At 55.2% G+C, this 23,460-nt stretch carries 27 protein-coding genes and 1 pseudogene; 14 read left to right on the top strand and 14 right to left on the bottom strand.

The window, feature by feature from the left end:
- Positions 1 to 24: 24 nt before the first annotated feature.
- Positions 25 to 759, bottom strand: a pseudogene (locus H7F11_RS02270) (IS1595 family transposase); the annotation flags it as partial.
- 51 nt (positions 760 to 810) lie between these two features.
- On the opposite strand from H7F11_RS02270, the gene H7F11_RS02265 reads away from it, so the two are divergent.
- The 4 genes from H7F11_RS02265 to H7F11_RS17175 all read left to right on the top strand — a co-directional run bounded on the left by H7F11_RS02265 (position 811) and on the right by H7F11_RS17175 (position 5,777).
- Positions 811 to 1,929, top strand: a complete 1,119-nt coding sequence (locus tag H7F11_RS02265; protein ID WP_193657996.1) for a glycosyltransferase family 4 protein — start codon at positions 811 to 813, stop codon at positions 1,927 to 1,929.
- Positions 1,926 to 3,062, top strand: coding sequence for a glycosyltransferase family 4 protein (locus H7F11_RS02260; RefSeq protein WP_193649567.1), 1,137 nt, complete (start codon positions 1,926 to 1,928; stop codon positions 3,060 to 3,062). The genes H7F11_RS02265 and H7F11_RS02260 overlap by 4 nt, the downstream gene beginning before the upstream one ends.
- Before the next feature lie 184 nt (positions 3,063 to 3,246).
- Entirely contained in the window at positions 3,247 to 5,301 is a 2,055-nt protein-coding gene (locus H7F11_RS02255) for an O-antigen ligase family protein (protein WP_227485183.1), read from the top strand.
- Positions 5,302 to 5,603: 302 nt separating this feature from the next.
- Positions 5,604 to 5,777, top strand: coding sequence for a CopG family antitoxin (locus H7F11_RS17175; RefSeq protein ID WP_193649568.1), 174 nt, complete (start codon positions 5,604 to 5,606; stop codon positions 5,775 to 5,777).
- A 43-nt stretch (positions 5,778 to 5,820) separates the two neighbouring features.
- On the opposite strand, the gene tnpA is transcribed toward H7F11_RS17175, so the two are convergent.
- Positions 5,821 to 6,237, bottom strand: coding sequence for an IS200/IS605 family transposase (gene tnpA / locus H7F11_RS02245; protein WP_413773182.1), 417 nt, complete (start codon positions 6,235 to 6,237; stop codon positions 5,821 to 5,823).
- A gap of 22 nt (positions 6,238 to 6,259) precedes the next feature.
- Here tnpA and H7F11_RS02240 point away from each other — a divergent pair, with 22 nt between their 5' ends.
- The 7 genes from H7F11_RS02240 to H7F11_RS02210 all read left to right on the top strand — a co-directional run bounded on the left by H7F11_RS02240 (position 6,260) and on the right by H7F11_RS02210 (position 8,979).
- Positions 6,260 to 7,072, top strand: a complete 813-nt coding sequence (locus H7F11_RS02240) for a helix-turn-helix domain-containing protein (protein ID WP_227485182.1) — start codon at positions 6,260 to 6,262, stop codon at positions 7,070 to 7,072.
- Positions 7,073 to 7,090: 18 nt separating this feature from the next.
- On the top strand, positions 7,091 to 7,231 hold the full coding sequence (locus H7F11_RS02235) for a CopG family antitoxin (RefSeq protein WP_227485181.1): 141 nt from the start codon (positions 7,091 to 7,093) through the stop codon (positions 7,229 to 7,231).
- A gap of 1 nt (position 7,232) precedes the next feature.
- The gene (locus H7F11_RS02230) at positions 7,233 to 7,397 is read left to right on the top strand and encodes a hypothetical protein (RefSeq protein WP_193649570.1); all 165 of its coding nucleotides are present in this window, start codon (positions 7,233 to 7,235) and stop codon (positions 7,395 to 7,397) included.
- A gap of 228 nt (positions 7,398 to 7,625) precedes the next feature.
- A complete protein-coding gene (locus tag H7F11_RS02225) occupies positions 7,626 to 7,871 on the top strand; it encodes a type II toxin-antitoxin system Phd/YefM family antitoxin (RefSeq protein ID WP_193649571.1) in 246 nt (81 codons plus the stop codon).
- Positions 7,868 to 8,254 carry a type II toxin-antitoxin system VapC family toxin gene (locus tag H7F11_RS02220; protein WP_193649572.1) on the top strand — a complete coding sequence of 129 codons (387 nt, stop codon included), beginning with the start codon at positions 7,868 to 7,870 and terminating at the stop codon, positions 8,252 to 8,254. The genes H7F11_RS02225 and H7F11_RS02220 overlap by 4 nt, the downstream gene beginning before the upstream one ends.
- A gap of 95 nt (positions 8,255 to 8,349) precedes the next feature.
- Positions 8,350 to 8,589 (top strand): hypothetical protein, encoded by a 240-nt coding sequence (locus tag H7F11_RS02215; RefSeq protein WP_193649573.1) that lies wholly within the window; start codon positions 8,350 to 8,352, stop codon positions 8,587 to 8,589.
- A 156-nt stretch (positions 8,590 to 8,745) separates the two neighbouring features.
- Complete coding sequence (locus H7F11_RS02210) at positions 8,746 to 8,979, top strand: hypothetical protein (protein ID WP_193649574.1); 234 nt, start codon at positions 8,746 to 8,748, stop codon at positions 8,977 to 8,979.
- Between the two features lie 122 nt (positions 8,980 to 9,101).
- Here H7F11_RS02210 and H7F11_RS02205 read toward each other — a convergent pair whose 3' ends face one another.
- The 6 genes from H7F11_RS02205 to H7F11_RS02180 all read right to left on the bottom strand — a co-directional run bounded on the left by H7F11_RS02205 (position 9,102) and on the right by H7F11_RS02180 (position 15,265).
- A complete protein-coding gene (locus tag H7F11_RS02205) occupies positions 9,102 to 9,527 on the bottom strand; it encodes a type II toxin-antitoxin system VapC family toxin (protein WP_193649575.1) in 426 nt (141 codons plus the stop codon).
- Entirely contained in the window at positions 9,524 to 9,781 is a 258-nt protein-coding gene (locus H7F11_RS02200) for a FitA-like ribbon-helix-helix domain-containing protein (RefSeq protein WP_193649576.1), read from the bottom strand. Before H7F11_RS02200 ends, H7F11_RS02205 begins: the two co-directional genes overlap by 4 nt.
- Before the next feature lie 93 nt (positions 9,782 to 9,874).
- On the bottom strand, positions 9,875 to 10,639 hold the full coding sequence (locus tag H7F11_RS02195) for a tyrosine-protein phosphatase (RefSeq protein ID WP_227485180.1): 765 nt from the start codon (positions 10,637 to 10,639) through the stop codon (positions 9,875 to 9,877).
- A 2-nt stretch (positions 10,640 to 10,641) separates the two neighbouring features.
- Complete coding sequence (locus H7F11_RS02190; protein ID WP_193649578.1) at positions 10,642 to 13,143, bottom strand: polysaccharide biosynthesis tyrosine autokinase; 2,502 nt, start codon at positions 13,141 to 13,143, stop codon at positions 10,642 to 10,644.
- A 10-nt stretch (positions 13,144 to 13,153) separates the two neighbouring features.
- Positions 13,154 to 14,239, bottom strand: a complete 1,086-nt coding sequence (locus tag H7F11_RS02185) for a polysaccharide biosynthesis/export family protein (protein ID WP_319803330.1) — start codon at positions 14,237 to 14,239, stop codon at positions 13,154 to 13,156.
- 12 nt (positions 14,240 to 14,251) lie between these two features.
- Entirely contained in the window at positions 14,252 to 15,265 is a 1,014-nt protein-coding gene (locus tag H7F11_RS02180) for a phosphatase PAP2 family protein (protein WP_227485179.1), read from the bottom strand.
- Positions 15,266 to 15,510: 245 nt separating this feature from the next.
- On the opposite strand from H7F11_RS02180, the gene H7F11_RS02175 reads away from it, so the two are divergent.
- Entirely contained in the window at positions 15,511 to 15,915 is a 405-nt protein-coding gene (locus H7F11_RS02175) for a truncated hemoglobin (protein WP_193649580.1), read from the top strand.
- Here H7F11_RS02175 and ilvA read toward each other — a convergent pair.
- The 4 genes from ilvA to H7F11_RS02155 are packed head-to-tail and all read right to left on the bottom strand — an operon-like array spanning position 15,912 to position 18,977.
- Entirely contained in the window at positions 15,912 to 17,441 is a 1,530-nt protein-coding gene (ilvA, locus tag H7F11_RS02170; RefSeq protein ID WP_319803333.1) for a threonine ammonia-lyase, biosynthetic, read from the bottom strand. The genes H7F11_RS02175 and ilvA overlap by 4 nt on opposite strands.
- The gene (locus tag H7F11_RS02165) at positions 17,435 to 17,806 is read right to left on the bottom strand and encodes a winged helix-turn-helix domain-containing protein (protein ID WP_193649582.1); all 372 of its coding nucleotides are present in this window, start codon (positions 17,804 to 17,806) and stop codon (positions 17,435 to 17,437) included. Before H7F11_RS02165 ends, ilvA begins: the two co-directional genes overlap by 7 nt.
- On the bottom strand, positions 17,803 to 18,765 hold the full coding sequence (locus H7F11_RS02160; RefSeq protein WP_227485178.1) for a YheT family hydrolase: 963 nt from the start codon (positions 18,763 to 18,765) through the stop codon (positions 17,803 to 17,805). The genes H7F11_RS02165 and H7F11_RS02160 overlap by 4 nt, the downstream gene beginning before the upstream one ends.
- Positions 18,766 to 18,767: 2 nt before the next feature.
- Positions 18,768 to 18,977, bottom strand: coding sequence for a (2Fe-2S)-binding protein (locus H7F11_RS02155; RefSeq protein WP_193649584.1), 210 nt, complete (start codon positions 18,975 to 18,977; stop codon positions 18,768 to 18,770).
- 274 nt (positions 18,978 to 19,251) lie between these two features.
- Here H7F11_RS02155 and H7F11_RS02150 point away from each other — a divergent pair, with 274 nt between their 5' ends.
- Together H7F11_RS02150 and H7F11_RS02145 are read left to right on the top strand one after the other, a co-directional pair.
- On the top strand, positions 19,252 to 20,028 hold the full coding sequence (locus H7F11_RS02150) for a GNAT family N-acetyltransferase (protein WP_193649585.1): 777 nt from the start codon (positions 19,252 to 19,254) through the stop codon (positions 20,026 to 20,028).
- A complete protein-coding gene (locus H7F11_RS02145) occupies positions 20,025 to 20,933 on the top strand; it encodes a lysophospholipid acyltransferase family protein (RefSeq protein WP_193649586.1) in 909 nt (302 codons plus the stop codon). The genes H7F11_RS02150 and H7F11_RS02145 overlap by 4 nt, the downstream gene beginning before the upstream one ends.
- 41 nt (positions 20,934 to 20,974) lie before the next feature.
- On the opposite strand, the gene hemE is transcribed toward H7F11_RS02145, so the two are convergent.
- Together hemE and H7F11_RS02135 are read right to left on the bottom strand one after the other, a co-directional pair.
- Positions 20,975 to 22,051, bottom strand: coding sequence for a uroporphyrinogen decarboxylase (gene hemE / locus H7F11_RS02140; protein WP_193649587.1), 1,077 nt, complete (start codon positions 22,049 to 22,051; stop codon positions 20,975 to 20,977).
- Positions 22,052 to 22,056: 5 nt separating this feature from the next.
- The gene (locus H7F11_RS02135; protein ID WP_193649588.1) at positions 22,057 to 23,454 is read right to left on the bottom strand and encodes an FAD-dependent oxidoreductase; all 1,398 of its coding nucleotides are present in this window, start codon (positions 23,452 to 23,454) and stop codon (positions 22,057 to 22,059) included.
- Positions 23,455 to 23,460: the final 6 nt, after the last annotated feature.

The following is a 23,460-nucleotide window of genomic DNA, read 5'->3' as shown; positions in this document are numbered from 1 at the left end:
TTAAATCATTATATTGCATGCCTATTAACCTTTTTCAGCTACCAATAGGACGGGTATATGGTCCATGCAGGCATTGAGCAGACGCAATGGCAATTCAGGTTCCTAAAAGCGTCGGTTGAAGCGATAGACGAACTCATCCAGGTATTGCTGCAGGTATTTGCCGGTGACTCCATGGTAAGTTCCCAGCAAGAACGCTTTAAGGTTGCCAATAGCGATGTGCACCCAGGGCAACCATTCATCTACCTGTTCTGGCGGTGCAACACGGCCTTCATGGTGCTGGGTTTCTCCCAGAACGCGCAACGCCATCAAGCCATCCGTGCGGGTAGTCTGCCAGGGGAGCAAATGACGCTGAACGAACTGACGGATATTTCCAGCGGATACCGAAGGGATGGTTTCCATGGCCATGAAACCCGCCTTCTTATCCCGGCTTTCAATAGCTACCAGGATCGGTGTTTTCCCTTCTGCACCGCGTCCGCTTTTGCCACCGGATCGACGTCCACCAACGAAAGCATCATCCAACTTAACCAATCCACCCAGGCGGTAGATACTGTCCCGGTCCGCCATGGCGTGGCGCATCTTGCGCAGCATCCGGTGCGTAGTAATCCAGGAGACCCCGATCTGCTTGGAGAGGCGCAGGGCCGACAGGCAACTGTTGTCGCAGACCATCAGATAGATGGCCATAAACCACGGCACCAAGGTCAGATTGGTGGAATGAAAGAGGGTATCAGCCTTCACCGATGTCTGGCGTCGGCAGTGATTTCACTGGTAGATGAAATATTTTGAATATAACTTGCCTGAATCTTTGATTTTATGACTAACAAAAAGTTGGTATTGCTTATTTCTGTTCGTGCCGACCACGGCGGTGGGCCGCGACACGTTGAACTGCTTCTGAAGTATTTGTCGGCGTCCATCGGAGCGTACGTAGCTTGTCCCGACGAGCTACCATACTATCAACGCTTCGAAAATCTGACTTATGGTTGTGTGTTCACGCTCCCGCACCGGCGTTTCGATTTCGGATATGCTATGCGCCTCGTGTCATTCGCGCGCGAACAGAATATCGCTTTGGTGCATGCGCACGGAAAGGGGGCAGGTATCTATGCTCGCTTCGTGTCAGCCAGGCTGAGCTTGCCCTGCGTGCATACGCCGCACGGGGTTCACGTGGCGCAGTATGGGAGCATGAAGCGTCGCCTGTACCGTTTATATGAAAATTTTACTGCCCGCTGGGTTGATCATGTTTTGTTCGTCTCCGACGAAGAGTGTGAGGCGGCAAAAGTAGAGGGTCTATGGCAGAAAATACCTCGTAGCGTCGTGGTTAACGGGGTGGAACCGATTGCGGACGATGTGTGTGCCGGATGGCGAGATGAGTTCCGCCGCCGACTTGTGATGAAGGACGATCAACTCATTGTGTTGACACTGAGTCGTTTCGACTATCAGAAAAACATGAATGAGGCTTATGAGGTTGTGCGGATGCTGCCGGATCATCTGTTTGTCTGGATTGGCGATGGCCCTGAACGTGATGCGCTGGAGCGACGCATGCAAGCCGATGGAGTGGAAAACTTGAAGTTTCTGGGGAAGCTGGACGATCCAACGCCTTGTTTGGCTGCAGCCGATATTTATTTTTCATCCTCACGATGGGAAGGCATGCCTCTGGCAGTGTTGGAGGCGATGGCGGTCGGTGTGCCGGTCATTGCCAGTGATGTGATAGGACACCAGGAACTCGTAGGCGAGACCGGGTCGGGTTTGTTGTACCCGCTGGGTGTGCCTCTTCAGGCGGCACAGGCGTTGCGACGGTTGAGCGAAGATAAGTTCCTGCGGCGAAGATTGGGTGCGCTTGGGCAACAGGTGCAGCGTGAGCGTTACTCTGCTGAGAAGATGGCTGCGGCGATAGAAGTAGTCTATCAGCAAATGCTGAAAAAGCGCATTCGATGAGGCGCATTGCCATTATCCACGACTGGCTTGTTACCTATGCCGGTGCGGAGCGTGTGCTGGAGCAGATGCTCATCATGTACCCGCAGGCGGATGTGTTCAGTGTTTGTGACTTTCTGCCGGCGCGCGAACGGGCTTTTTTGCAGGGCAAAACGCCTAAAACCACTTTCATCCAGAATCTGCCTGGTGTGCGCACGCGTTATAGAAACTATCTGCCCTTGATGCCACTGGCGGTTGAACAACTTGATTTGTCCAGTTACGACATTGTGCTGTCCAGTTCGCATGCGGTGGCCAAGGGCGTGTTGACGGGGCCGGATCAGTTGCATGTGAGCTATGTGCATTCGCCAATTCGCTACGCTTGGGACTTGCAGCATCAGTACCTGCGTGAGTCCGGGCTGGACAAGGGGCTGAAGGGCTGGGTTGCAAAATGGCTATTACATAAGATGCGGTTGTGGGATGTACGCACGGCCAATGGGGTGGATTGCTTCGTGGCTAATTCCAGATTTATTGCCCGGCGTATCTGGAAAGCCTACCGACGCGAGGCCGAGATGGTGTACCCGCCGGTGGATGTTGAGACCTTCGCGTTCCGGGAGGACAAGGAAGATTTTTATTTGACGGCATCCCGGTTGGTGCCGTACAAGCGAGTAAGCCTCATCGTCGAGGCATTTGCGCAGATGCCGGAAAAACGCTTGAAGGTGATCGGTGACGGTCCAGAGCGGGAGAAGATCAAGCGCATCGCTTCCGGTCATTCGAACATTGAGTTGCTGGGGTATCAGTCTTCGACGGCACTGGTCGATCTAATGGGGCGTGCGCGCGCATTTGTTTTTGCCGCCGAGGAAGATTTTGGCATCGCGCCGGTTGAGGCGCAGGCTTGTGGTACGCCAGTCATCGCCTACGGACGTGGTGGGGTGCTGGACTCTGTGTGCGATTTGACCCAGGCCAGGCCGACTGGGGTATTTTTCGACGAGCAGAGCGTGGCAGCCATCGTGCGGACTGTTGCGCGCTTTGAGGCTGAAGGATCAGTGATCCGGGCCGAGGATTGTCGCCGTAACGCCGAACGTTTTGCACCGGAGCAGTTCCGCAAGGCGCTGGGTGGGGTGGTCGAGCGAGAGTGGGAACGGTTCAAAGGCAGCTAACTCATAAGTTGTCGGCCTTGGTATATGTTGATAATATAATAATATGATCCATTGGACACAAATTACGGGCTTTGACTGAAGCGAAAGACGCCGGACGGATTGATTTGCTACCAGACGTGGCTCACGGCACAATCCATGCCAGAATTGCCGATTTGATTGTTGCCACTAACGAACTGAGCCCGCATTGAAACAAAATCCATCTGAGAGACTGTCCTGGTTTTATGCCGTTCCGCCTTTTATGGCTTACCTGCTTTCGTGGTATTACAACGGGCAGATCATTCCGCTATTGGCTGCCTGTACCTTGGTTCTGCTGGCTTGGGGTGTTTGGGTCTGGTGGCCGCGTTTGCGGGCCGGGCTGCCTTGGCCCAAGGGGTTCCTGCCGGTATTTATGCCGCTGTGGTTTGCATGGTTTGGGGTGACTCTTTTCTGGAGTGGAGTGCCCTACAGTAGCTGGTTTTATTTTTGGACATTGGGTTCATTGCCGCTGGCCTTTTCCATTTGGGTGAGCATGCCTGATGCCGTTCAGGAGCGCGCCTGGAAGTGGTTTTGGCGGGGTGCGGTGGGTAGTGCCTGGGTGTTGAGTGGCATGGCACTTTGGCAGTATTTCACCTGGTTGGGGCAAGGTATTGGTTGGACTGGGTTGCGACCCAATGGCCCGCTGATGGATACCAATAGCTTTGCGGCGTGGCTGAACCTGCTTTTTTTTCCTTTGCTGGCGGTTTATTTCAACCGTGATGCGCAACGTTCCGTCCGGTTTTATGACCGGCAGATAGACTGGGTCGCATGGTTTTATTTGTTGACTATTGCCGTTTTGCTGTTGGCTTTTTTCTCTACGGGTAGTCGGGGTGGTTTGCTGGCGTGGTTATGTACCATACCTTTTGCTTTGTTCGGTTTGCGCAAGAGATCAGGTGATTTTTCGCGTTGGCTGTTGATATTCGGCTTGGTACTGATCGCCTTTTTGCTGATGAATTATGCAAAAGGCTTCGACATTCTGGGTCATTTGGCACCCGGTTATATCGATCACAACAGTTCTACGGTGGCCCGTGCCCTGATGTGGATTGCCACCTGGCATATTTTCCTCAGCCATCCCTGGCTGGGGACGGGGCTGGGTAGTTATTTTCTCTACTATCCGGCCTACCGTTTGCCCGGTGAGCTGGCTTCTGCGGGTACCTATGCCCACAACGATTATCTGGAGTATCTGGCTGAAGGTGGGTTGATTAATCTGGGTTTTCTGCTGGCTTTTGCAGGTTCCCTGATGTATGCCCTTTATAAGCTGCTTTACAAGGCGGGTAAATCCCTGAACTTGCCCGATGATCGGCGTCTGGAGGCATTGGGGCTGGTGTTGGGGGTGTTTGCCATTACCGGGCATGCCCTGGGCAACTTCATTTTTTACAACTTGCCCCTGAGTGTGCTGGCGGGTCTGTTTTTGGCGCGGGCCTGGCGGATTTACGGTTATCACGGCGAAACGCAGCCCCTGTTGCCACGCCTGGGCATCCATCATGGGATGATTGCCCAGGCGGTTTTGATTGTCGGTGTGTTGGTCGCTTCCTGGAACCTGCTGGCGGACGGGGCGACTTACGCCTTGTTCAGTGATAATGGCTGGCTGAACCGGATGATGCCCAACAATAATCAGCGCGCCATTTTTTTGATGAAGGCGGCAAACTGGATTACGGTGGCGCGTCCTCTGGCCACCCAGCCCCATGTGTATCTGGCCAATGAATACTTGACCCTGGCAGATCAGGACAAGGCCCTGGGTGTTGACCGTCGGAGAGTATTAATCAAAAGCGCGTTGCAGCAATATGAACAGGGGCTGGTGGGCATTCCGCGTCAGTCCGGGGTGTTGAGTTCCATCGGCGATATTTATCATAGTCAGGGTGCGCTCTTGGGCTTGGATAATGCGCAGGCAAAGCAGCAGACTTTACTGGCCTGGCGTCATGGCTTAGCCATTAATCCCGAAAGTGTCGGCTTGCGGAATCAGATTGCCCAGTTGGCAGATGTGCAGGCAGGGCATGTGCAGGCGGGCGTGGATTTTTTACGCGCTGGCTTAAAGCGCCCCCTGTTTCCCTACCCGCGCAGTAACCTGCAGCTGGAAATTGCCCTGACCCAATGGCGGGCTGGAGAGCATGCTGCCGCAGAGCGTACCCTGGTGCAGTTGCTGCGCGAAAACCCCGCCTACACGCCAGCCGTTACCTGGTTAATGTCCATACACCGGCAAGCGGGTCGGCATCCGGAGTCTTAGTTGTGTGCGTTGTAGTGATGACCGACCTGATCGAAAAAGGAGGAGTCCAATCTGGGCGTGGGCGGCGTGGTAGGGTGCTGGACACGATACGCGATTTGTCCGAGGCCAAGCCGACAGGGGGGGCTGCGACGAGCAGAGTGAGATGGGCATCGTGCGGACTGTTGCGCGCTTCGAATCCGAAGGGGCTGCAATCCGTGCCGAGGATTGTCGCCGTAACGCCGAACGTTTTGTACCGGAGCGGTTCAAAGGCTGCTAACTCCTGAGTTGTTGGCCTTGATATATCCGCAAAGAGAGGACCATTTATGAGCAATCTAAAAAAGAAACCTGATTTCAAAACAGAGGCGGAAGAACGAGCGTTCTGGGAAAGCCATGACTCTACCGATTATTTGGACTGGAGCCATGCCCAGCGTGCATCTTTCCCCAACCTGAAGCCCTCTACCGGAACGCGCCGTAGTGCTCCGCCTGTAACCGCGTAGCGGTTCAGGGGGTGGTGAAGCGGCGCTATCGCCCGCAGGGCGATTATTCCGGCCTTTCCTGTTGCTCAATGTATTGTTTGAGCACGGACAGTGGCGCACCACCCACCGTGAGGATGCAATAACTGCGGCTCCAGAATACCGGCTTACTCCAATAATACCGTTTCAGATGATCGGCAAACTCTTTACGCAGCAATCGGCTGGTGACTGTTTTCAGGTTGTTCACAAATGCCGATGGGAGCACTTTCGGTGTCAAAGCCAAGAGCAGATGCACATGATCCGCCTCACCGTTGAATTCCAGCACCTCGCACTCCCATTTTGCTGCCGTACTCCGGCAGATGGCTTCCAGCCGGTCCAGCATGGGGCCGGTCATACACCTGCGGCGATATTTCGTGACCAGAACCAAATAGTAGTTCAGGTTATAAACGCAATGATGTAGGGTACTTAGAGTTTGCATAGTCATGGTAACCGAGTATAATGGAAGCATGCCGAATCGCAAAGTGACCTATCGTTTGTATCCCAACGCCGAGCAGGAAGTGCGGCTGCAGGAGACGCTAGGTTTGCATCAGCGGTTGTATAACACGGCGCTGGAAGAACGCATCCGCGTGTACAAGGAAACCGGCAAGGGATTGTCGTTTGCTGATCAATGCAAGGTGCTCACGCAATGGCGCAAAATGGTACCTGCCCTAGCCGGACTGAATGCCCAATCGGAGCAGGTGACGCTCAAGCGTCTGCACCTGGCCTTTCAGCACTTCTTCCGGCGCATGAAGAATGGCGAGACGCCGGGTTTCCCGCGATTCAAAAACATCCATCGCTATCCCGGTTGGGGATACAAAACGCACGGGGATGGCTGGAAGCTGCATCTTGGCATATCCGGGAAACACGGCGCTTTGTATTTGCAATTTGTAGGCAACCTTCCCATTCGCGGAAAACCGCGAACACCGGGCCGGCCGGTCACCTGTGAGATCATGCACAAAGCCGGGAAGTGGTACGCATCCGTCACGTTGGAGGCTGGGTCGTGGTACGAGGAAGCACCGACGCGGGAGATCAAGCCCACGCAACGCTGTCATGCGTGCTGGAAATTACCCGATGAGAAGAAAACGCTCTCGAACCGGGAACACCAGTGCCCGCATTGCGGCGTTATCTGTGGCCGCGACGAAAATGCGGATTTGGTACTGTTGCGGTGGCTTGAAATGAGATTGGCCGGTGGTTCCGGCTCCGGGCGGGAACCGTCCGAGATGTGGAGCGGTGGAAGTTTCGCCGCGATGAAGCACGAAACTCACGCCATAGCCGTATAGGCTTGGCGGGAGCAGTTCATGAAAACCATATCATTGCGTTTACCCGAGACGTTGCTGGACCGTATCAAAATCGAAGCCAACAAGCGTGATATGCCCTATCAATCACTCATCAAGGTGTGGCTTGCAGACGACGTCAGCGAAAGACGCCGGACGGATTGAGTTGTTACTAACAGTGCAAATTGCTCTGACCCAATGGCGGGCCGGGGAGCATGCTGCCGCAGAACGTACCCTGGTGCAGTTGTTGCACGAAAACCCCGCCTACACGCCAGCCGTTACCTGGTTAATGTCCATACACCGGCAAGCGGTTCGGCATCCGAAGTCTTAGTTGCGTGCGCTTCAAGAAGCCTGAGTGGACCGCGTTCCGGTCGGTGCCAGTGTCGCTCTTTCTGCTTCCCATGAAAAATTCTGCTAAGATCCTTCGATCATAGCATTAATAATGCAGTACGAATGGAGGGAAAGAGCGTACGCACAATCTGTAGGAGATGGCCGGGTTACGCCTCTTGTGGCAGATGTAGTAGACTTAGTTCATTGGTATTAGTCTATAGGGGTGGTCATGCAAACCTACAATATGCACGAAGCAAAAACGCAGCTTTCCCGATTGGTTGAGAAGGCTGCCAAGGGGGAGTCTTTCGTGATCGCCAAAGCCGGAAAGCCCATGGTGAAAGTCGTTGCGCTGGAAACGCCGGAAGTATCACAGCAGAAGCGGTTTGGGTTTCTGTCCGGTCAAATCCAGGTTCCGGATGATTTCAATACGATGGCTGCCGATGAAATTGCGGCCTTGTTCGAGGGGCGCCTGTGAAGCTGCTGCTGGACACGCATTTGCTGCTATGGGCTGCGGACAATCTGGAGCGGGTGCCTGCAGGCGCTCGTGCGCTGATGGTTGATCTGGAGAACGAACTGTTTTTCAGCGTTGTCAGCCTTTGGGAAGTGGCCATCAAGAATGGATTAAACCGGCCAGACTTTCAGGTAGATGCGCGTCTGCTGCGCCGTGGGTTGATCGACAATGGCTATGTCGAATTGCCCATTTCCGGAGAGCATGCGGTTGCGGTGGACACTTTGCCGTTGATTCACAGAGATCCGTTCGACCGGCTATTGATTGCGCAGGCAACAGTCGAGGGACTGGTTCTCTTGACCAGTGATGTGACCCTGGAACGGTATCCGGGGCCGGTCAGGCTGGCCTAACGAACTTGGCCATCTCCCGGCGTTCTGCGATGAGTTCATCAGTAAGATGAACCGTGGATGGGACAGAAGAAAAGCGCACTTCGATGCGCGCCCAGATGGCATTGTGCAGGCGGGAGTGGATTTTTACGCGCAGGGTTAAAGTGTCCCTGTTTCCCTACCCGCGCAGTAACCTGCAACTGGAGATTGCCCTGACCCAATGGCGGGCCGGAGAGTATGCTGCCGCAGAACGTACCCTGGTGCAGTTGTTGCGCGAAAATCCCGCCTGCACGCCAGCCGTTACTTGGTTAATGTCCATACGCCGGCAACAAGTAACCAGAGAAAATCAGAAGTCTTAGGTGCGTGCGCTGTAATGATGACCGACCTGATCGAAAAATGAGGAATCCAATCTGGGCGTGGGCGGCGTGCTGGGATGCCCATGCGGCTGATGCATTGCGGCCGGGCAGGGGATAACTTATAGTAATTGTTGAATTTTTCAACAATTGGGTTTCAAAATGGCCAAAGTCAATTTTAGTGTTCCTGACGATGTGAAAATTGCATTCAATACGACCTTTTGTAAGGAAAACAAAAGCGCCATCATTGCGGCCTTGATGCGTGAGGCGGTGGATCGTGCACAGCGTAAGCATCGCGCACGGCAAGCTGCCAGTCGCATTTTGGAGCGTCGCGAAACCGCGCCGATAGTGAGTGCTGCCGAGTGCCGGGAGGCGCGGGAAAGCCACCGCCCGTGAACTGGGTGATTGATGTCAGTGTCGCTCTGAAGTGGTGGCTACCATTCGGCTAGATGTTGTCCTGCATCTGGCGGCTCAGAGCTTTGTGCTCGCAGCCTTCGAGAACATTAAGGCTATTTAATTTAACACCCTGTTTCCCAAGGGTTTATGACGTTAAGCCCAGCAGCTTCAAAAGGGGTGGTATCGCGGGTGGCGACGGCGAATCCGTTAGTGATGGCAACGGCTGCAATGAAAGCATCGGCTGTTTCAACGGCCAAGCCAGTGGCGCGGGACTTAACCAGCAGATCGGCATAGGCCTTTGTGCAAGCCATATCGAACGGCAAAATCCGGTTGGAGAACATCGGCAGCAAGTGCTTTTCCAAATTCTCGTGTAGGTTATTCCGACGCTTGCCTGCCGGCATCAGCGCAATACCCGAACGAAGCTCGGCTACGGTGATCGTGGAGAGATAGAGTGTTTCCAGTGCCTGCCCATCAATCCAGTCAATGACGCGGGCATCGGGCTCTCTGCGCTGTGGCTCCGAGATTACATTCGTATCGAGCAGTATCAATCGAAGCTCGCTGTACGGGCGGGAGACTTAATGCGCGAACGGTCAAACAAGGCGTGTTCTTCGTCCGTCAGTCCACCCGATTCGCGGGCGAGGGCAGCCAGATATGAGCCAAGTTTCACACGGCCTTCGGGTTTCATGGCACGCTCCAGGATGTCACGAATTTCGGCTTCGGTGCTGCGGCCATGTTGGGCGGCCTGGATTCGGATGGCCCGATGCACTTCATCGGGCAGGTTTCTTACATTCACGTTTGCCATTGGGTATGTTTCCATAGGTAAGTATCAATGCACCCATTGTATGGCGATGATATCAAACTGCAAGCGTTTCATGTCCTACGACCCTGGCCGGTTCTAATGGCTGTTTGCTGCGCTCAATGGGGCAAGCGCCAAATTGACGGGTACACCGCGTTTGGTGAGCGTGCTCAGACCGGGGCGCATATAGCGTTCCAGTTGTTCCACCCGGTGCAGGTCGGTGCCCCAGAGTGTGGGCAGGTTTTGTGCCAGCAGGTGACGGGCCAGGGTTTGTGGATGGGGTCCATATTGACCGACCAGGCTGCCGATGTCGCATTGCAACCATGCGCCCGTATTCTTGATTTTTTCAAGCCAGGCAGCGGGTTGCTGCTGGACGTAACGGTATCGTTCAACATGCGCCAGGACTGACTGATAACCGGCGCGATGTAATTCGATGAGTATGTCCGTGCCAGCAGGACTGGGCATGAGGACCGGGAATTCCACCAGAACCACTTTCTGTTCTCCCAGTGGTAAATAAAGCAGATTCTGCTCCGTAATGGCTGTCAGCATGCTTTCATCGGCAAAATACTCGGCGGCCAGATGCAGGATAAAATCTCCTGATAACTGTTGCTGGAGTTCTGCAAAGGCGTTGCGCAATCCTTGGGGGTGGTTGTCGTAGGCACCGGGGTAAATATGCGGTGTCAGCACCGCGCCGCCATAGCCCAACTGTTGCAGGCCGGAGATGGCTTGACGGGTTTCTTCCAGCGTACGGAGTCCATCGTCCACACCGGGCAGAAGGTGGCAATGAAAGTCCCAGCGAGGAGCAGTCTTCGGCGCGGTTTCCGGGCTTTGCCGCGCAAAGCGCCCCGACCAGAGATATGACATATTCAACCCCATAACTTCCGGAGCCAGCTACGCAGTTTTTTCTGCCAGCGTTTTTCAGGGCGGGTTTCGCCATAGTGGTATCCGTATCCATAACCATAGCTGGCATTGACGCGCACCCCATTGATAATGACGCCTAAGGGCTTTTCGAGGTTGATCAGCCCTTGCAGGTGCTCTTTGAAGGCTTTGCGCGGCGTGGCATGTACGCGGGCAACCGTGAGGATACGGTCTGCCTGGCTACCCAAAAGCAGGGCGTCGCCCACCATGGGAAACGGCGGGGTATCCAGCAGAATGTAATCATAGGACTGGCGCATTTCCTGCAAAATTTCGGCAAAGCGGTGCCTGCCCAGATATTCGCTGGGGTTTGGCGGCGTATTGCCTGCAGTGATCAGGTCCATATGGAGTGCCTGAATGGGGCGTACGGCTTCCTGCCAGGAATGCTGACCGGATAACACATCGATAATGCCCGGTGTCTGGGCGATGCGGAACATTTCGTGGATATGCGGCTTGCGTAAGTCGGCATCTATAACCAGCACTTTTTTGCCGTCCTGGGCGATGGTCGCACCCAGTTGATAGGCGACGGTACTTTTCCCGTCCTTGGGCGTGGCTGAGGCAATCATCAGGATTTGTCCGGCGCTTTGTCCGGCGGCCAGATAAACATTACTCCGCAGCAGACGCACTGCCTCACCAAAGCCCGAACGCGCATCGGGCAGCTCAAATTGCTTCGATGCATTGGAGGTATTGTGATCGGCGGGCAGAAAACCGTATACCGGCAGAAACGGATAAAGATGCTGTATTTCTTCATCGGAGCGGAAGCTGGTCAGTAAAAGAAATCTTCCCAGTACCAGCGCCATCCCCAAAAAGGCACCCAGTAACCCGAACAGGATGACGGTTTTTTTGCCTTTGGGCGAGACGGGGAGGTTGTGTACCAGGGCGGTATCCAGTATCCGGTTGCGGGTGATGGTGCTGGCCTTGTGAATGGCGGCTTCTTCCTGTTTCTGCAGCAGGAACATATACAACTTGCCCAAAACCTCGCTGGAGCGGGTGAGGGAGATCACTTTCAGTTCGGCCTTGGGGTATTTGCCCATTTTGGTTTGATATTGGCTGAGCAGTGCGTCCAGAGACTGTAATTGCTGCTGTGCGGTTTGAGTCTGATTGTCGATGAGGTTGTGAATGGCGGACTGGATGGACTGAATTTCTGCAAGAACCTGAATGACTTGCGGTGCTGCCGGGGTGTAGATTTTTTCCAGCGAAGTGAGCTTGGTCTGCGCGGCGGCCAGGCGTCCGCTCAGCTGATTCAGGACCGGGTTGTCAATGCTGTTGAGAATGTATGGGTTGATGGATGCCTGCGGTGCAGAGAGTTGTTGGCGCAATTGCTGCAGGGTGTGCAGTTGCAGCTCTATTTGGGCACGTTGCGTTTCGTAGTCGGCCTCCTGTTTGATCATGGCCTGTGCGCCGGCAGAAACCGCAATGACACCCGTATGTGCCTGATAGTGCGCAAGGCTGGCATCGGCTGCCGAAAGCGCAGTGCGGATTTTGTGCATTTGGGTGCTGAGATAATCATAGCTGGCACCGGCCTGTCCGGTAGCCCAGGCGTGGGTTTTGTCCAGATAGGTTTGCATGAGTGTCTGGACAAACTGCCGGGCAGCAAAAGGATCGGCATTCTGGTAATGCACGTTAACAATATAGGTGGTTTCCGCACTGCTTCCGGAGCCGCCGCCTAACTGATTGACGCCCAGCGCGCCGCTTTTGGTCATGGCATCATAAACCGCGCGCGGAGTCTGTATGCGTAAATGGTATAAGGTATGGGCGGGAGGGGTGTAGTGGGGGCGGATTGCCTGCAGTTTCAGACGGATTCCGGGGCCAATGGCATCTTGCCCAAGCTGACCCTGCAGTACCACTTGCTTGTCTTTCAGTATCTGGTAATGGCCGTCTGCAGAAAAAAGAACGTCGAGTTTTTGCTTGTTCAGTGCGGGGCTGGTGACATCAGCCAGCGAGGCATGGAGTCCGTTGGCGGGCGTTGCGTAGATGGACAGGGAGCGACCGCCCAGCAGCCAGTTCCAGAAACGCTGGTTTGTGGCTGCTCCGTCCGGCCATACCTGAGCATTGAGCCCGCTGTCGAGAATCGCCTCTTCAACAAAATCCCGACTGCGCACAACGTTGACCTGAGTGGCCATGCTGGAGCCTTGCATGAGCCCGGAGAGCAACGAGAATCCACTGAGTGCGCTGGAAGAGACCGATTGGCTTTTTTCTGCACTTCCCAGATACAGGGAGCCGCTGGCTTCAAAAACCGGTTGGGCAAACAGGACAAAGATAATCGCCAGAAAGGCGGCGACACCACCCAGATAGACGGGCAGGCGCCAGCCCGCTCTGAGCGACTGGAAGAGTGGGCCAAGCTCGATTTCGTCGCTGCCTTCTGTCGCTTGGCTGGGCATTATTCCGCCCCGCATGGCTTCAAGGTTTGCGCTGCTGCGCGCTGGTTGCTGTGCTGAGGTATGATCCGTCACAAATATTTTCCTATTGCTGCAAGTATTTGATGGACACAAAGGGATTCAGGATATCGCCAACAGCCTGTAACGAGGGCAGCAATAATTGAATGGTCTGATTCCAGCTGCTGACCGCCGTTTGCGGGACGAAAACAATATCTCCGGATTTGAGCCAGAAAGGCGCGGCTTTGCCTTCCAGAATGCGTCTTGCATTGATGACATAAAATTGTCCGCTGGCGCCTTCGGAACGAATGACGCGTACTTCACTGAGGCGTGCAGTAGTCAGGCTGTTGGTATTCATGCCCGCGTCAGAAATGGCCTGTAACAGACTCAGGCGACCATTGGGAAAAGGTACCGGACCGGGTTTGTTGACCGCGCCGAACACATAAACCCGCATGGTACTGATACTGGGGATGACGACGGTATCCCCGGTTTTCAGAGGGATATTTTGCTGCAGATCGCCAGCCAGAATCAGTTTATGGAAGTTGATGGGCAGTTTCTGACCATTTTGTACCACATAGGCACTGCGCAAGTCGGCATCAGTCAGGTTGATCGAACCGCCCAACGCCATGGCCTCCAGCAAGTTGAGCGGTCGGTCGGAATAAACCAGGCCGGGTTTGATGAATTCACCCAACAGGTAATAGCGGATACTGTGCGCAACCTGCAGCTGTACGCTGACCTTGGGGTCAATGATGTAATGGGCATAAAGATGGCTGAGATGGGCCTGCAGCTGTTTGGTGGTCATGCCGGCCACATGCACGACGCCCAGCAGGGGAAGCTGGATATTGCCATCATTGGTAACAATGGCCCCTGCCAGCCCTGTGGAACTGCTTATGGGCGCGGGAATGGACAGTTCGGGATGGAGATACACCGAGACGGATACCACATCACCTGCGCCCAGATGGTAGGTGATGTTTTGGTGCAGCAAACGCTCCATGGCGGCACGGGAAAGATGGTCTTCGTGCTGGGACAGTACGGCAGAGGGGAGCTTTTGCGGGGCTCGCTGGTAAGGACTGGCGTTGGGTCCATCGGTCATGATGGCGCAACCGGAGAGGATGGCGCTGGTCATGGCGATCATCAGGGGTACTTTTACCCATTGTTTATTCAGTATTTTCACAAGTGGTTCCCGTTAAAATTTGCCATAAAATCCTACGCCATCGCCAAACAGCATGAAGCCGTAATTACTGTTTGGAAACAATCTGTTGGTCAGGTCTGCCGTCAGCCAGCCGACAAAGCCACCGGCAACAACATCTGAGGCCCAGTGACCATTGACCGCAATAATGCGGCTGATCCCTACAAGAACTGGCAGACTGTACAGCCAGGGAAGATGGTAGTTTTGTGCGTAGGGCGTAATGAGCGCGAAGGCGATGGCGGTGTGGCCGGAGGGGAAGGAAGCGGTGTTGCCGGTGCCGCCACGGAAAATAAAACTGGTGTCGAAGAGCGTGTACCGTGAGCTGAAGGGATGAAAGCTCATGGAATTGCTATTGGGGCCACTGGGTCTGGTTCTGCCAAATGCATATTTCAGCGCAAAAACTTCTACGGTGGTGGCTGCGGCTGCGGTTAAGGCAACACTGGAAGTATGCGCCAGCTTGGCGCTGGCCCAGGGGCTTTGAAACCAGGTGGTTCCGGCGAATATGGCGGCGCTGTCGGTAATGACATCCGCAAAATTCAGGGCGATATGCTTACGGACGTTGTAGCTGATATGGGTTTCTGCGTATTGATTGATGCCATGATCAAACGCAAATGTAACGCCGGTTGCCACAACGCCAATGCCCAGTACGCCGAGTGGTGTGTCATACCAGGGCCAGGGCTTTTTGGCGGAAGGGGAAGAACCATTTTCTGGAGAAGGCAGCAGCGCGTGCGGCGAAGATTGCAGTTCCTGTTCCAGAGGCTGATTCCACCAGGGAGGCACGGATGATGACTGCGGCGCTATGCTATGGCTTTTGGTAATGGCAGATTGGCTGGAAGTGCGACTGGGCAGGGTCGCCGTTGCCTGCTCATAGGACGCCGGAGCGAGGCCTGCTGCAATAAGCTTTGGGTTGGGGCCTGCCCATAAGGATAAGTGGCCATCCAGGCAAGACTTTCCGCAGAGGCTGTGCCTGCTCCCGCCAGCGAAGTCAAAACAGTGCAGAGGCATAAACATATTTTACGGCGCATAAGTGTTTATTCCTTAGTAACACATGGTTATATTCTGGTAATAAAAAATAACCATTACTTATTGAATTTATTAATTAATTTTATTATGTAGTGAATTTCCATGTTAGGCAATGCTGATTGATCTAACCTTCTGCAACTTGCCTGATCTGGATGGGCTTGGGTGCAACGCGTTCTGCTTCTCATGAAAAATTCTGCTAAGATCCTTTGGTCAAGGCATTTCGGATAAATCCAATGGAAACCAGTAATCCCCCCAAGCGGCGGCTTGAGCCGCTCTGTGACAAAATATCCCTGCCGGTGATTCGCGCGGTGGTCGATGACTTTTACAACCGTATTCAGGTGCATCCGACTCTGGCTGGGCCTTTTTCCATTGTTCAGGATTGGGACTTGCACAAGGATCGTCTGGTGCATTACTGGTGGACGGTTTCGGGTGGACTGCCTTACAAGGACTACCGCTATGCGCTGGGGGACAAACACGCCCCGGTGGGGGTCACCAATCCTTTGGTGGATGACTGGCTGGCCTTGTTTCACGAGACCATGCTGGATCACATGGACGCGGATTTGGCCAAACGCTGGCACGGCATGGCTGCGGGCATTGGCGAATCCCTACGTTTGATGTTTGCGCCCCGCGAGAATTAGACCGGGGCGTCACCCTGGTCCAGAAAAAAGCGGTAGGCGGGATTGCTGCTTTCGGAAAAATGCGGATAGCCTACCTTGCTGAGCATTGCTTCAAAACGCTGCAGATCCGTATCAGGGACTTCAAAACCGGCCAGGACGCGCCCCAGGTCAACGCCGTTATTGCGGTAATGAAACAGGCTGATGTTCCACTGGCCGCCCAGCTTTTCCAGAAATTCCATGAGCGCCCCCGGCCTTTCCGGGAACTCAAAGCGGTAGATGCGTTCGTTTTGTGCTTCGCTGGCATGACCGCCGACCATGTGGCGGATGTGCAGCTTGGCCATTTCGTCCTCACTGAGGTCCAGTGCCTGGTGCCCGTTTTCCTGTAATTGCCGGAGGAGGGCGGCGGCGTCTTCCCGATTACGAATGGCGACGCCGACAAAAATATGGGCGCAATCCCGGCGGTGCAGGCGATAGTTGAATTCGGTGACGACGCGCTGGCCAATTGCTGTACAAAAATCCCGGAAGGCACCGGGCGTTTCCGGAATGGTGACGGCAAACAGGGCTTCCCGGGCTTCGCCCAGTTCGGCGCGCTCGGCAATGAAGCCCAGCCGGTCAAAATTCATGTTGGCGCCAGAGAGCAGTGCGACCCAGGCCCCGCCCCGTCCAGGGTCTTCAGCTGCCTTGCGTTTCAGCCCGGCGAGGGCAAGAGCGCCAGCGGGTTCCATGATGGAGCGGGTTTCATCAAATACATCCTTGATGGCGGCGCAGATTTCATCATTACTGACCCGGATGACCTCATCCACATATTGCTGGCAGAGGGCGAAGGTGTGTTCACCGACCTGTTTGACGGCCACACCGTCGGCGAAAATGCCCACCTGGGGCAGCACGACCCGTTTCCCGGCCTGCAGGGACTGATACATGGCATCGGCTTCAAAAGGCTCGACGCCAATGACGCGAATTTCCGGGACAATGGACTTGAGGTACGCGGCTACTCCGGCGATCAGCCCACCACCACCGACGGGCACAAAAATCGCCTCCAGACCGGCGCCCCGCTGCCGCAATATTTCTGCCCCCACGGTTCCCTGCCCGGCGATGACCAGAGGATCATCAAAGGGGGGGATAAATACCATGCCTGATTGCTGTACCAGTTGGAAACAGTGGGTCTGGGCGTCCGAAAAGTTATCGCCGTGCAGAATCACTTCGGCGCCCCGTGCCCGCACCGCATTGACCTTGATTTCGGGAGTGGTGGAAGGCATGACGATGATGGCACGAATGCCCAGTTTCTGGGCGGAGTAGGCGACGCCCTGGGCATGGTTGCCCGCGCTGGCGGTGATGACGCCGGCAGCTTTTTCGGCGGCGGAAAGTTGGGCGATTTTGTTGTAGGCACCGCGTAGTTTGAAGCTGAAAACCGGTTGCAGGTCTTCGCGCTTGAACAGAACCTCGCGCTGCAGGCGTGCACTCAGCTTGGGTGCGGCCTCCAGCGGGGTTTCCCGGGCGACATCATAAACCCGGCTGCAGAGTACTTCCCGAAGCAGGTTTTTCACGATTTTGGCTGCTCCCGGGGCTGGAGTTGCATGAGTTTGCGGAATTCGGCAATGTCCGGGGCTAGCGTGGCATTGGCTTTTTCTTCCATGGCTTCATAGCGGCGCAGTACTTCTTCACCCATTTCCGTCAGATGTGCACCGCCGCCATGACTGCCGCCGGTAGCGGTGCTGACCACGGGTGCCAGAAAACTGTGATTCATGGTGTCTACCAATAACCAGGCGCGTCGGTAACTCATGTGCATACAGCGGGCCGCAGCGGAAATGGAACCGGTTTCGCGGATATGGCGAAGCAACTCGGCTTTGCCGGGGCCAATGGCAATGGCTTCTGCCAGTAAAACCCGCAGGCGTGGTTGCAGATGATCGCTCATGCGTTGTTCCTCCCGTCAAAATAATCCAGCAATGTGTGCGGTAACCAGTCCAGACGTCCGGGAAAAGGCCCGGACATGAAGCCTACATGCCCACCATGTGGGGTTTCGCAGGGCGTTATCGCCGGACTCAACAGGGCCTTACGAACGCTGGCTATGGGTACAATCGGGTCATCCGCGCTGTTTAGCAGCAGGGTAGGCACGGTAATATGACGAAGCAGGGGAGCGGATGATCCTGCTTCCCAAAAACTGCGCGCGCCTGCGAAACCGTGTACCGGTGCCGTAAAATATTCGTCGAAATCATACAGGTTTTTGGCGGAAAAAACCTGTGACCAATCTGCCAGTTCCGGATAGCGTCGCTGCAAGCGGCGTACGCTCTGTTTCATGTTTGTCAGAAAGTAACGATTGTAAAAACGGATGTTGCCTTTCTGCAGAAATTCAGCAGTCGCTACCAGATCAATAGGGGCACAGACGCCAGCGGCTTTGCTGAGAACCGCGTTGGCGTTGCCCCCCTGTTCACCAAGATATTTCAGAAGGGCATTGCCGCCCAGGGAAACACCCACTGCATAACGCTTATTGTCGGGCAGTATCTGCGCAACCTTTTCCAGCATCCAGGCAATTTCGGCGCTGTCGCCAGCGTGATAACTGCGGGGCAGGCGATTGTCGATGCCACCGCAGCCGCGAAAATTGATGAAACAGCCGCCCCATCCCCTGTGGCGCAGGGCACTTGCCAGTGCCAGTGCATAATGCCCCCGTGAGCTGCTACCCAGGCCATGAAACAAAATGACCACAGGTGCTTGGGGAGGGGCGTCTATCCAGTCGACGGCTACTTGATCTTGATCGGGTGTGGTCCAGATTTCACGACGCAGGGGAACCTTGCCGGAGCGGGCGAAAAAGGGCGCCCAGATGGTTTGTTGATGCCCACCCCGGGACCACCAGGGTGGCTGAAAGTCACAGGACAACTTCAATCTTCGATGTAAGCGTCGTGCTGACGGAGGTAAGCCTCAAGATCGTCAATACAGCTTCCGCAACCGCCGCCACAACCGGCGTGGACCATCAGCAGTTCCATGAAAGGTAAAGGTTCAGCGCGTTGGCGCTCCAGAATTTCCATAAAAGTGGCGGCCGAACAACAGCAGTATGGGCTGTCATCGGCTTCCTCGGGTGCGGCAGGCATGATAAAAACTTCACCTCTTGGCAAGGTATGCTGGAACAGTGTTATACAGTAGCCATTGCGGGCGCAGGGTGCAAGACTTCGGCGGCGGATTTTTGCAGGTGGTCGATTATTTTGCGCCTGGGACTGGTAAAGTCTGAATCATGCTATAAAATGGCCCTATTGGGTGAACTGGATCTTGTTTGTCATAAAAAGTTCATAAAAGTGCCGCACTATTGTCATATTTGTGAGTCATAATAAGGAAGGTTTGCTATCGTTTTTGCACGGAGAGCCCTGCATGTTAAGCACTCAATCTCACGGCAGTACCGATCACGTGACTAAGAAAAAAGATCGTTCCTTGCGACTTTATCTGGCACGCCATCAGGACGAAGTGGAAGCAGCGCAACGTTTACGTTATGAAGTGTTCAGTGCCGAGTATGGTGCCCAACTCAGTGGTGGGCCGGGTCTGGATCAGGATGAGTATGATCCTTTTTGTGAGCACCTGATTGTAGAGGATGAAAACCGTCAGGAAGTGGTGGGTACTTACCGCCTGTTCCTGCCCGAGAAAGTCCCTTCGGTGGGTCGTTATTATGCCGAGACAGAGTTTGATTTATCCCGTCTGCTCGCCCTGAATAGCCGGATCATGGAGCTGGGTCGTTCCTGCGTACATCCCGATTACCGTCAGGGCGGGGTGATTACCCTGCTCTGGTCGGGGCTGGCCGAGGCCATGTCCATGTGGCAGATCGATTACCTGATGGGTTGCGCGAGTGTGCACAGTACCGATGGCCCGGCCCTTGGGGCGTTGTATCAGCAACTTCAGCAATATTTGACTCCGCAGGAACAACGGGTTTTCCCACTGCGCGAGGTTCCGGGTTTTGACCGGCTGGCAGAAGTGGAAGCCGCTTCTTTGCCTTCTCTTTTGAAGGGATATTTGCGGGCCGGTGTCCGGGTGGGAGGAGAACCGTTCTGGGATCCCCAGTTTCACTGCGCGGATTTTTTTGTGTGGTGTGAATCCAGCCTCATGACTCCTCGTTATCAGCAGCGCTTTCTGGAACCGGTGGGCCGCAGAAAATGAGAAGGCGTAAACAAACGCCGGCTCCGGTTCTTATTCACTATCCGGGGCGGCGTTTGCGGCGTATGCGGCCCAATGTCATGCGGCGTTTTTGGCGGGTTCCTATGTTGTTGTTTTACCTTTTGTTGGCTTACCCGCTGGCACTGTGGACTTGTGCCCGCAAAGCGCAACCTGATGCTTCCAGTTATCGGGCTTTTGCCTGGTGGAGTCGTCGCGCCTTGCGGGTTTTGGGAATTCGCCTGCGTGTAGATGGTAAAATCCCGGCAGAACCCGTGATGATTGCCGCCAACCATGTGTCTTATCTGGATATTCTGGCTCTGGCGACCTTGATTCCCGGCCGTTTTGTGGCGAAAAAGGAGATGCGTGACTGGCCCTTTTTCGGGATCATGGGGGTCTGGCTGGGGACCTTGTTTATTGATCGCAGCGATGCCCGGGCCAGTCAGCGCACCATGCGTCAGGCCAGTGACATTATTATGGCAGGAACCAGCGTGGTGCTGTTTCCGGAAGGAACCACCAGTGATGGTAAATCGGTGGGCGAATTTTATGCCGCGCCTTTTGAGACAGCCGCAGCCGCCAAAGCTGAAACGGTTCCGGTGGCTCTGCGGTATGAGGATGTGCTGCAACCGGGGCAACCGGATGGATTGTGTCCTTTTGTTGGGGACGACAGTTTGTTCGGACATCTCTGGCGGCTGGCCGCTGCCGCACCCTTGACCCTGCGTGTCGAGTTTCTGCCGGCCTTACCCCCTGAGCTGGGGCGGCGACAATTGGCGCAACAAACCCGTATGGCAATCAGTGAAGCTTTGCAGCGCATGGAACAGGGTGCTTCGGTGACTTATCTGCAGCCGCGTCGTGGGCGTCATCCCCTGCGCGATGCCTGGGCAGCCTGGCGACGCAGTCACGGCGGCTGAAATTTAACTCTTTTCAACCCCCGGCAACGGCCGTTTTAGGTTCAATCTTGAAGGGACTGCCTTGCAGGGTTCCAGCCATGCACCGTATCCACGAGGGTCGCAACATTCTCCAGGGGGGTTTGGGGCGTAATTCCATGTCCCAGATTGAAAATATGGCCTGTTCCAGCCCCATGACTTTCCAGAACCCGCAGGGCTTCCTGCCGTACTCCTTCGGTGCTGCCATATAAAGCAACAGGATCCATATTTCCTTGCAGGGCAACCTTTTGACCCAGCCGCTGCCGGGCGACATGCAGTTCCGTACTCCAGTCGAGTCCGATGACATCGGCACCACTGTCGGCCATGGCTTCCAGCCAGTTGCCACCGCCTTTGGTAAAGATGATGACGGGAACCTTTCTCCCGTCTGCTTCGCGGCGCAGGCCGGCAATAATCCGGGTCATATAGGCCAGAGAAAACGCTGCATAGGCGGGAGTGCTGAGGCTGCCGCCCCAGGTATCAAAAAGCATGACAGCCTGGGCACCAGCAGCAATCTGGGCATTCAGATAGGCGGTTACTGAAATGGCAAGATGCGCCAGCAAATGGTGCAAGGTGGCGGGATCGCTGTAAAGCAGGCTTTTGATATGGATGAAATCCCGGCTGCCACGGCCTTCGATCATGTAGCAGGCGAGGGTCCAGGGGCTGCCGGCAAAACCGATGAGGGGTACGCGCCCATCGAGCTCGCGACGAATCAGGCGTACGGCATCCATCACAAAACGCAGTTCATTTTCAGGATCAGGTTGACTGAGGCGGGCAATGTCCGCCGCAGAGCGCAGGGGCTTTTCGAAAACCGGGCCTTCTCCTTCCTGAAAACTCAAGCCCAGACCCATCACGTAGGGGATGGTGAGAATGTCCGAGAAGAGGATGGCGGCGTCCAGGGGAAAGCGGTCGATGGGTTGTAAGGTGACTTCGCAGGCCAGTTCCGGCGTGGTGCAGAGGGTCAGAAAGTCACCCGCCCGGGCACGGGTGGCACGGTATTCCGGGAGGTAGCGTCCCGCCTGCCGCATCAGCCAGACCGGAACCTGATCTACGTGCTGCTGCAGGCAGGCGCGCAGAAAACGATCATTGTGCAAGGTGCTGGCCATAATCCTTAAACTCCCAACTGATCGAGAATACCCTCGGCGGCTTTGCGGCCTTCATCCACCGCAGTGACCACCAGATCCGAACCGCGCCGCATATCGCCGCCCGCAAAAATGCGGGTATTACTGGTCTGAAACTGAGCATTGGTGCGAATCCGGCCGCGCTCGTCGGTTTCAATGCCGTGTTCTCCAAACCAGGAGGCGGGGGAGGGATCAAAGCCAAAGGCAATGATGACCACATCCGCATCCAGAATCTGTTCGGAACCGGGGATGAGTTCGGGGTGACGGCGACCTTTGGCGTCGGATTCGCCCAGTCGCGTTTCCACCATACGGACAGCCTTTGTACCCTCTTGTTCAGTGCCGATAATTTCGACGGGCTGGCGATTGAAGAGGAATTTCACGCCTTCTTCTCGGGCATTGGCGACTTCCCGCCGGGAGCCGGGCATGTTTTGTTCATCGCGGCGATAAGCACAAATGACGCTGCTGGCGCCCTGACGCACGGCAGTCCGCACACAATCCATGGCCGTATCGCCACCACCCAGTACGACGACTTTTTTGCCGGAAAGGTTGATGTAGGGCAGAGTCGGGTCCGGAAGCTGCATCAGATGACGGGTGTTGGCAATCAGATAAGACAATGCCTTGATGACGCCGGGGAGATGCTCACCGGGGAGATTGCCGGTCTTGGCGGTATAGGTGCCCATGCCGAGGAAGACGGCATCAAAGTCGTTCAGCAGTTGTGCCAGGGAAATGTCTCTACCTATTTCTGTTCCCAGTTGAAACTCAATGCCCATTTCCTGCAGCAGATCAGCGCGGCGGGCAATGACTTCCTTTTCCAGCTTGAAGGGTGGAATACCAAAAGTCAGCAGCCCGCCCACGGCGGGATAGCGATCAAAAACGGTGACTTTGGTGCCGGCACGATTGAGAACATCCGCACACCCCAGTCCTGCAGGTCCGGCTCCGACGACGGCCACCTTTTTACCGTTGGGGCTGACGGTACCGGTGCTGGGACGCCAGCCGCGTGCCAGGGCTTCCTCGCTGATGAATCTTTCGAGATTGCCGATAGTGACGGCTCCGTAGCCATCATTGAGGGTGCAGGCGCCTTCGCAAAGCCGGTCTTGCGGGCAAATGCGTCCGCAGATTTCCGGGAGGGTATTGGTCTGATGGGAAAGTTCTGCCGCTTCTTCAATGCGGTTTTCAACAATCAGCTGCAGCCAGTTGGGAATGTAATTGTGCACCGGGCACTTCCATTCACAATAGGGGTTACCGCAATGCAGGCAGCGATCGGCCTGGAGCTTGGCACTGTCCAGATCAAAACTGGTGTAGATTTCCTTGAACGCTTCGCGGCGTTCTTCTACGTCCAGTTTTTTCGGGTCCTGCCGTGGGTCTTCGATGAAGGCAAAATGGCTCATAATTTT

This window comes from Acidithiobacillus sp. HP-2 (assembly GCF_015100155.1).
GTDB lineage: Bacteria > Pseudomonadota > Gammaproteobacteria > Acidithiobacillales > Acidithiobacillaceae > Acidithiobacillus.
The sequence above is the reverse complement of the archived record's forward strand: the minus strand, read 5'-3'. Positions and strand labels throughout refer to the sequence as shown.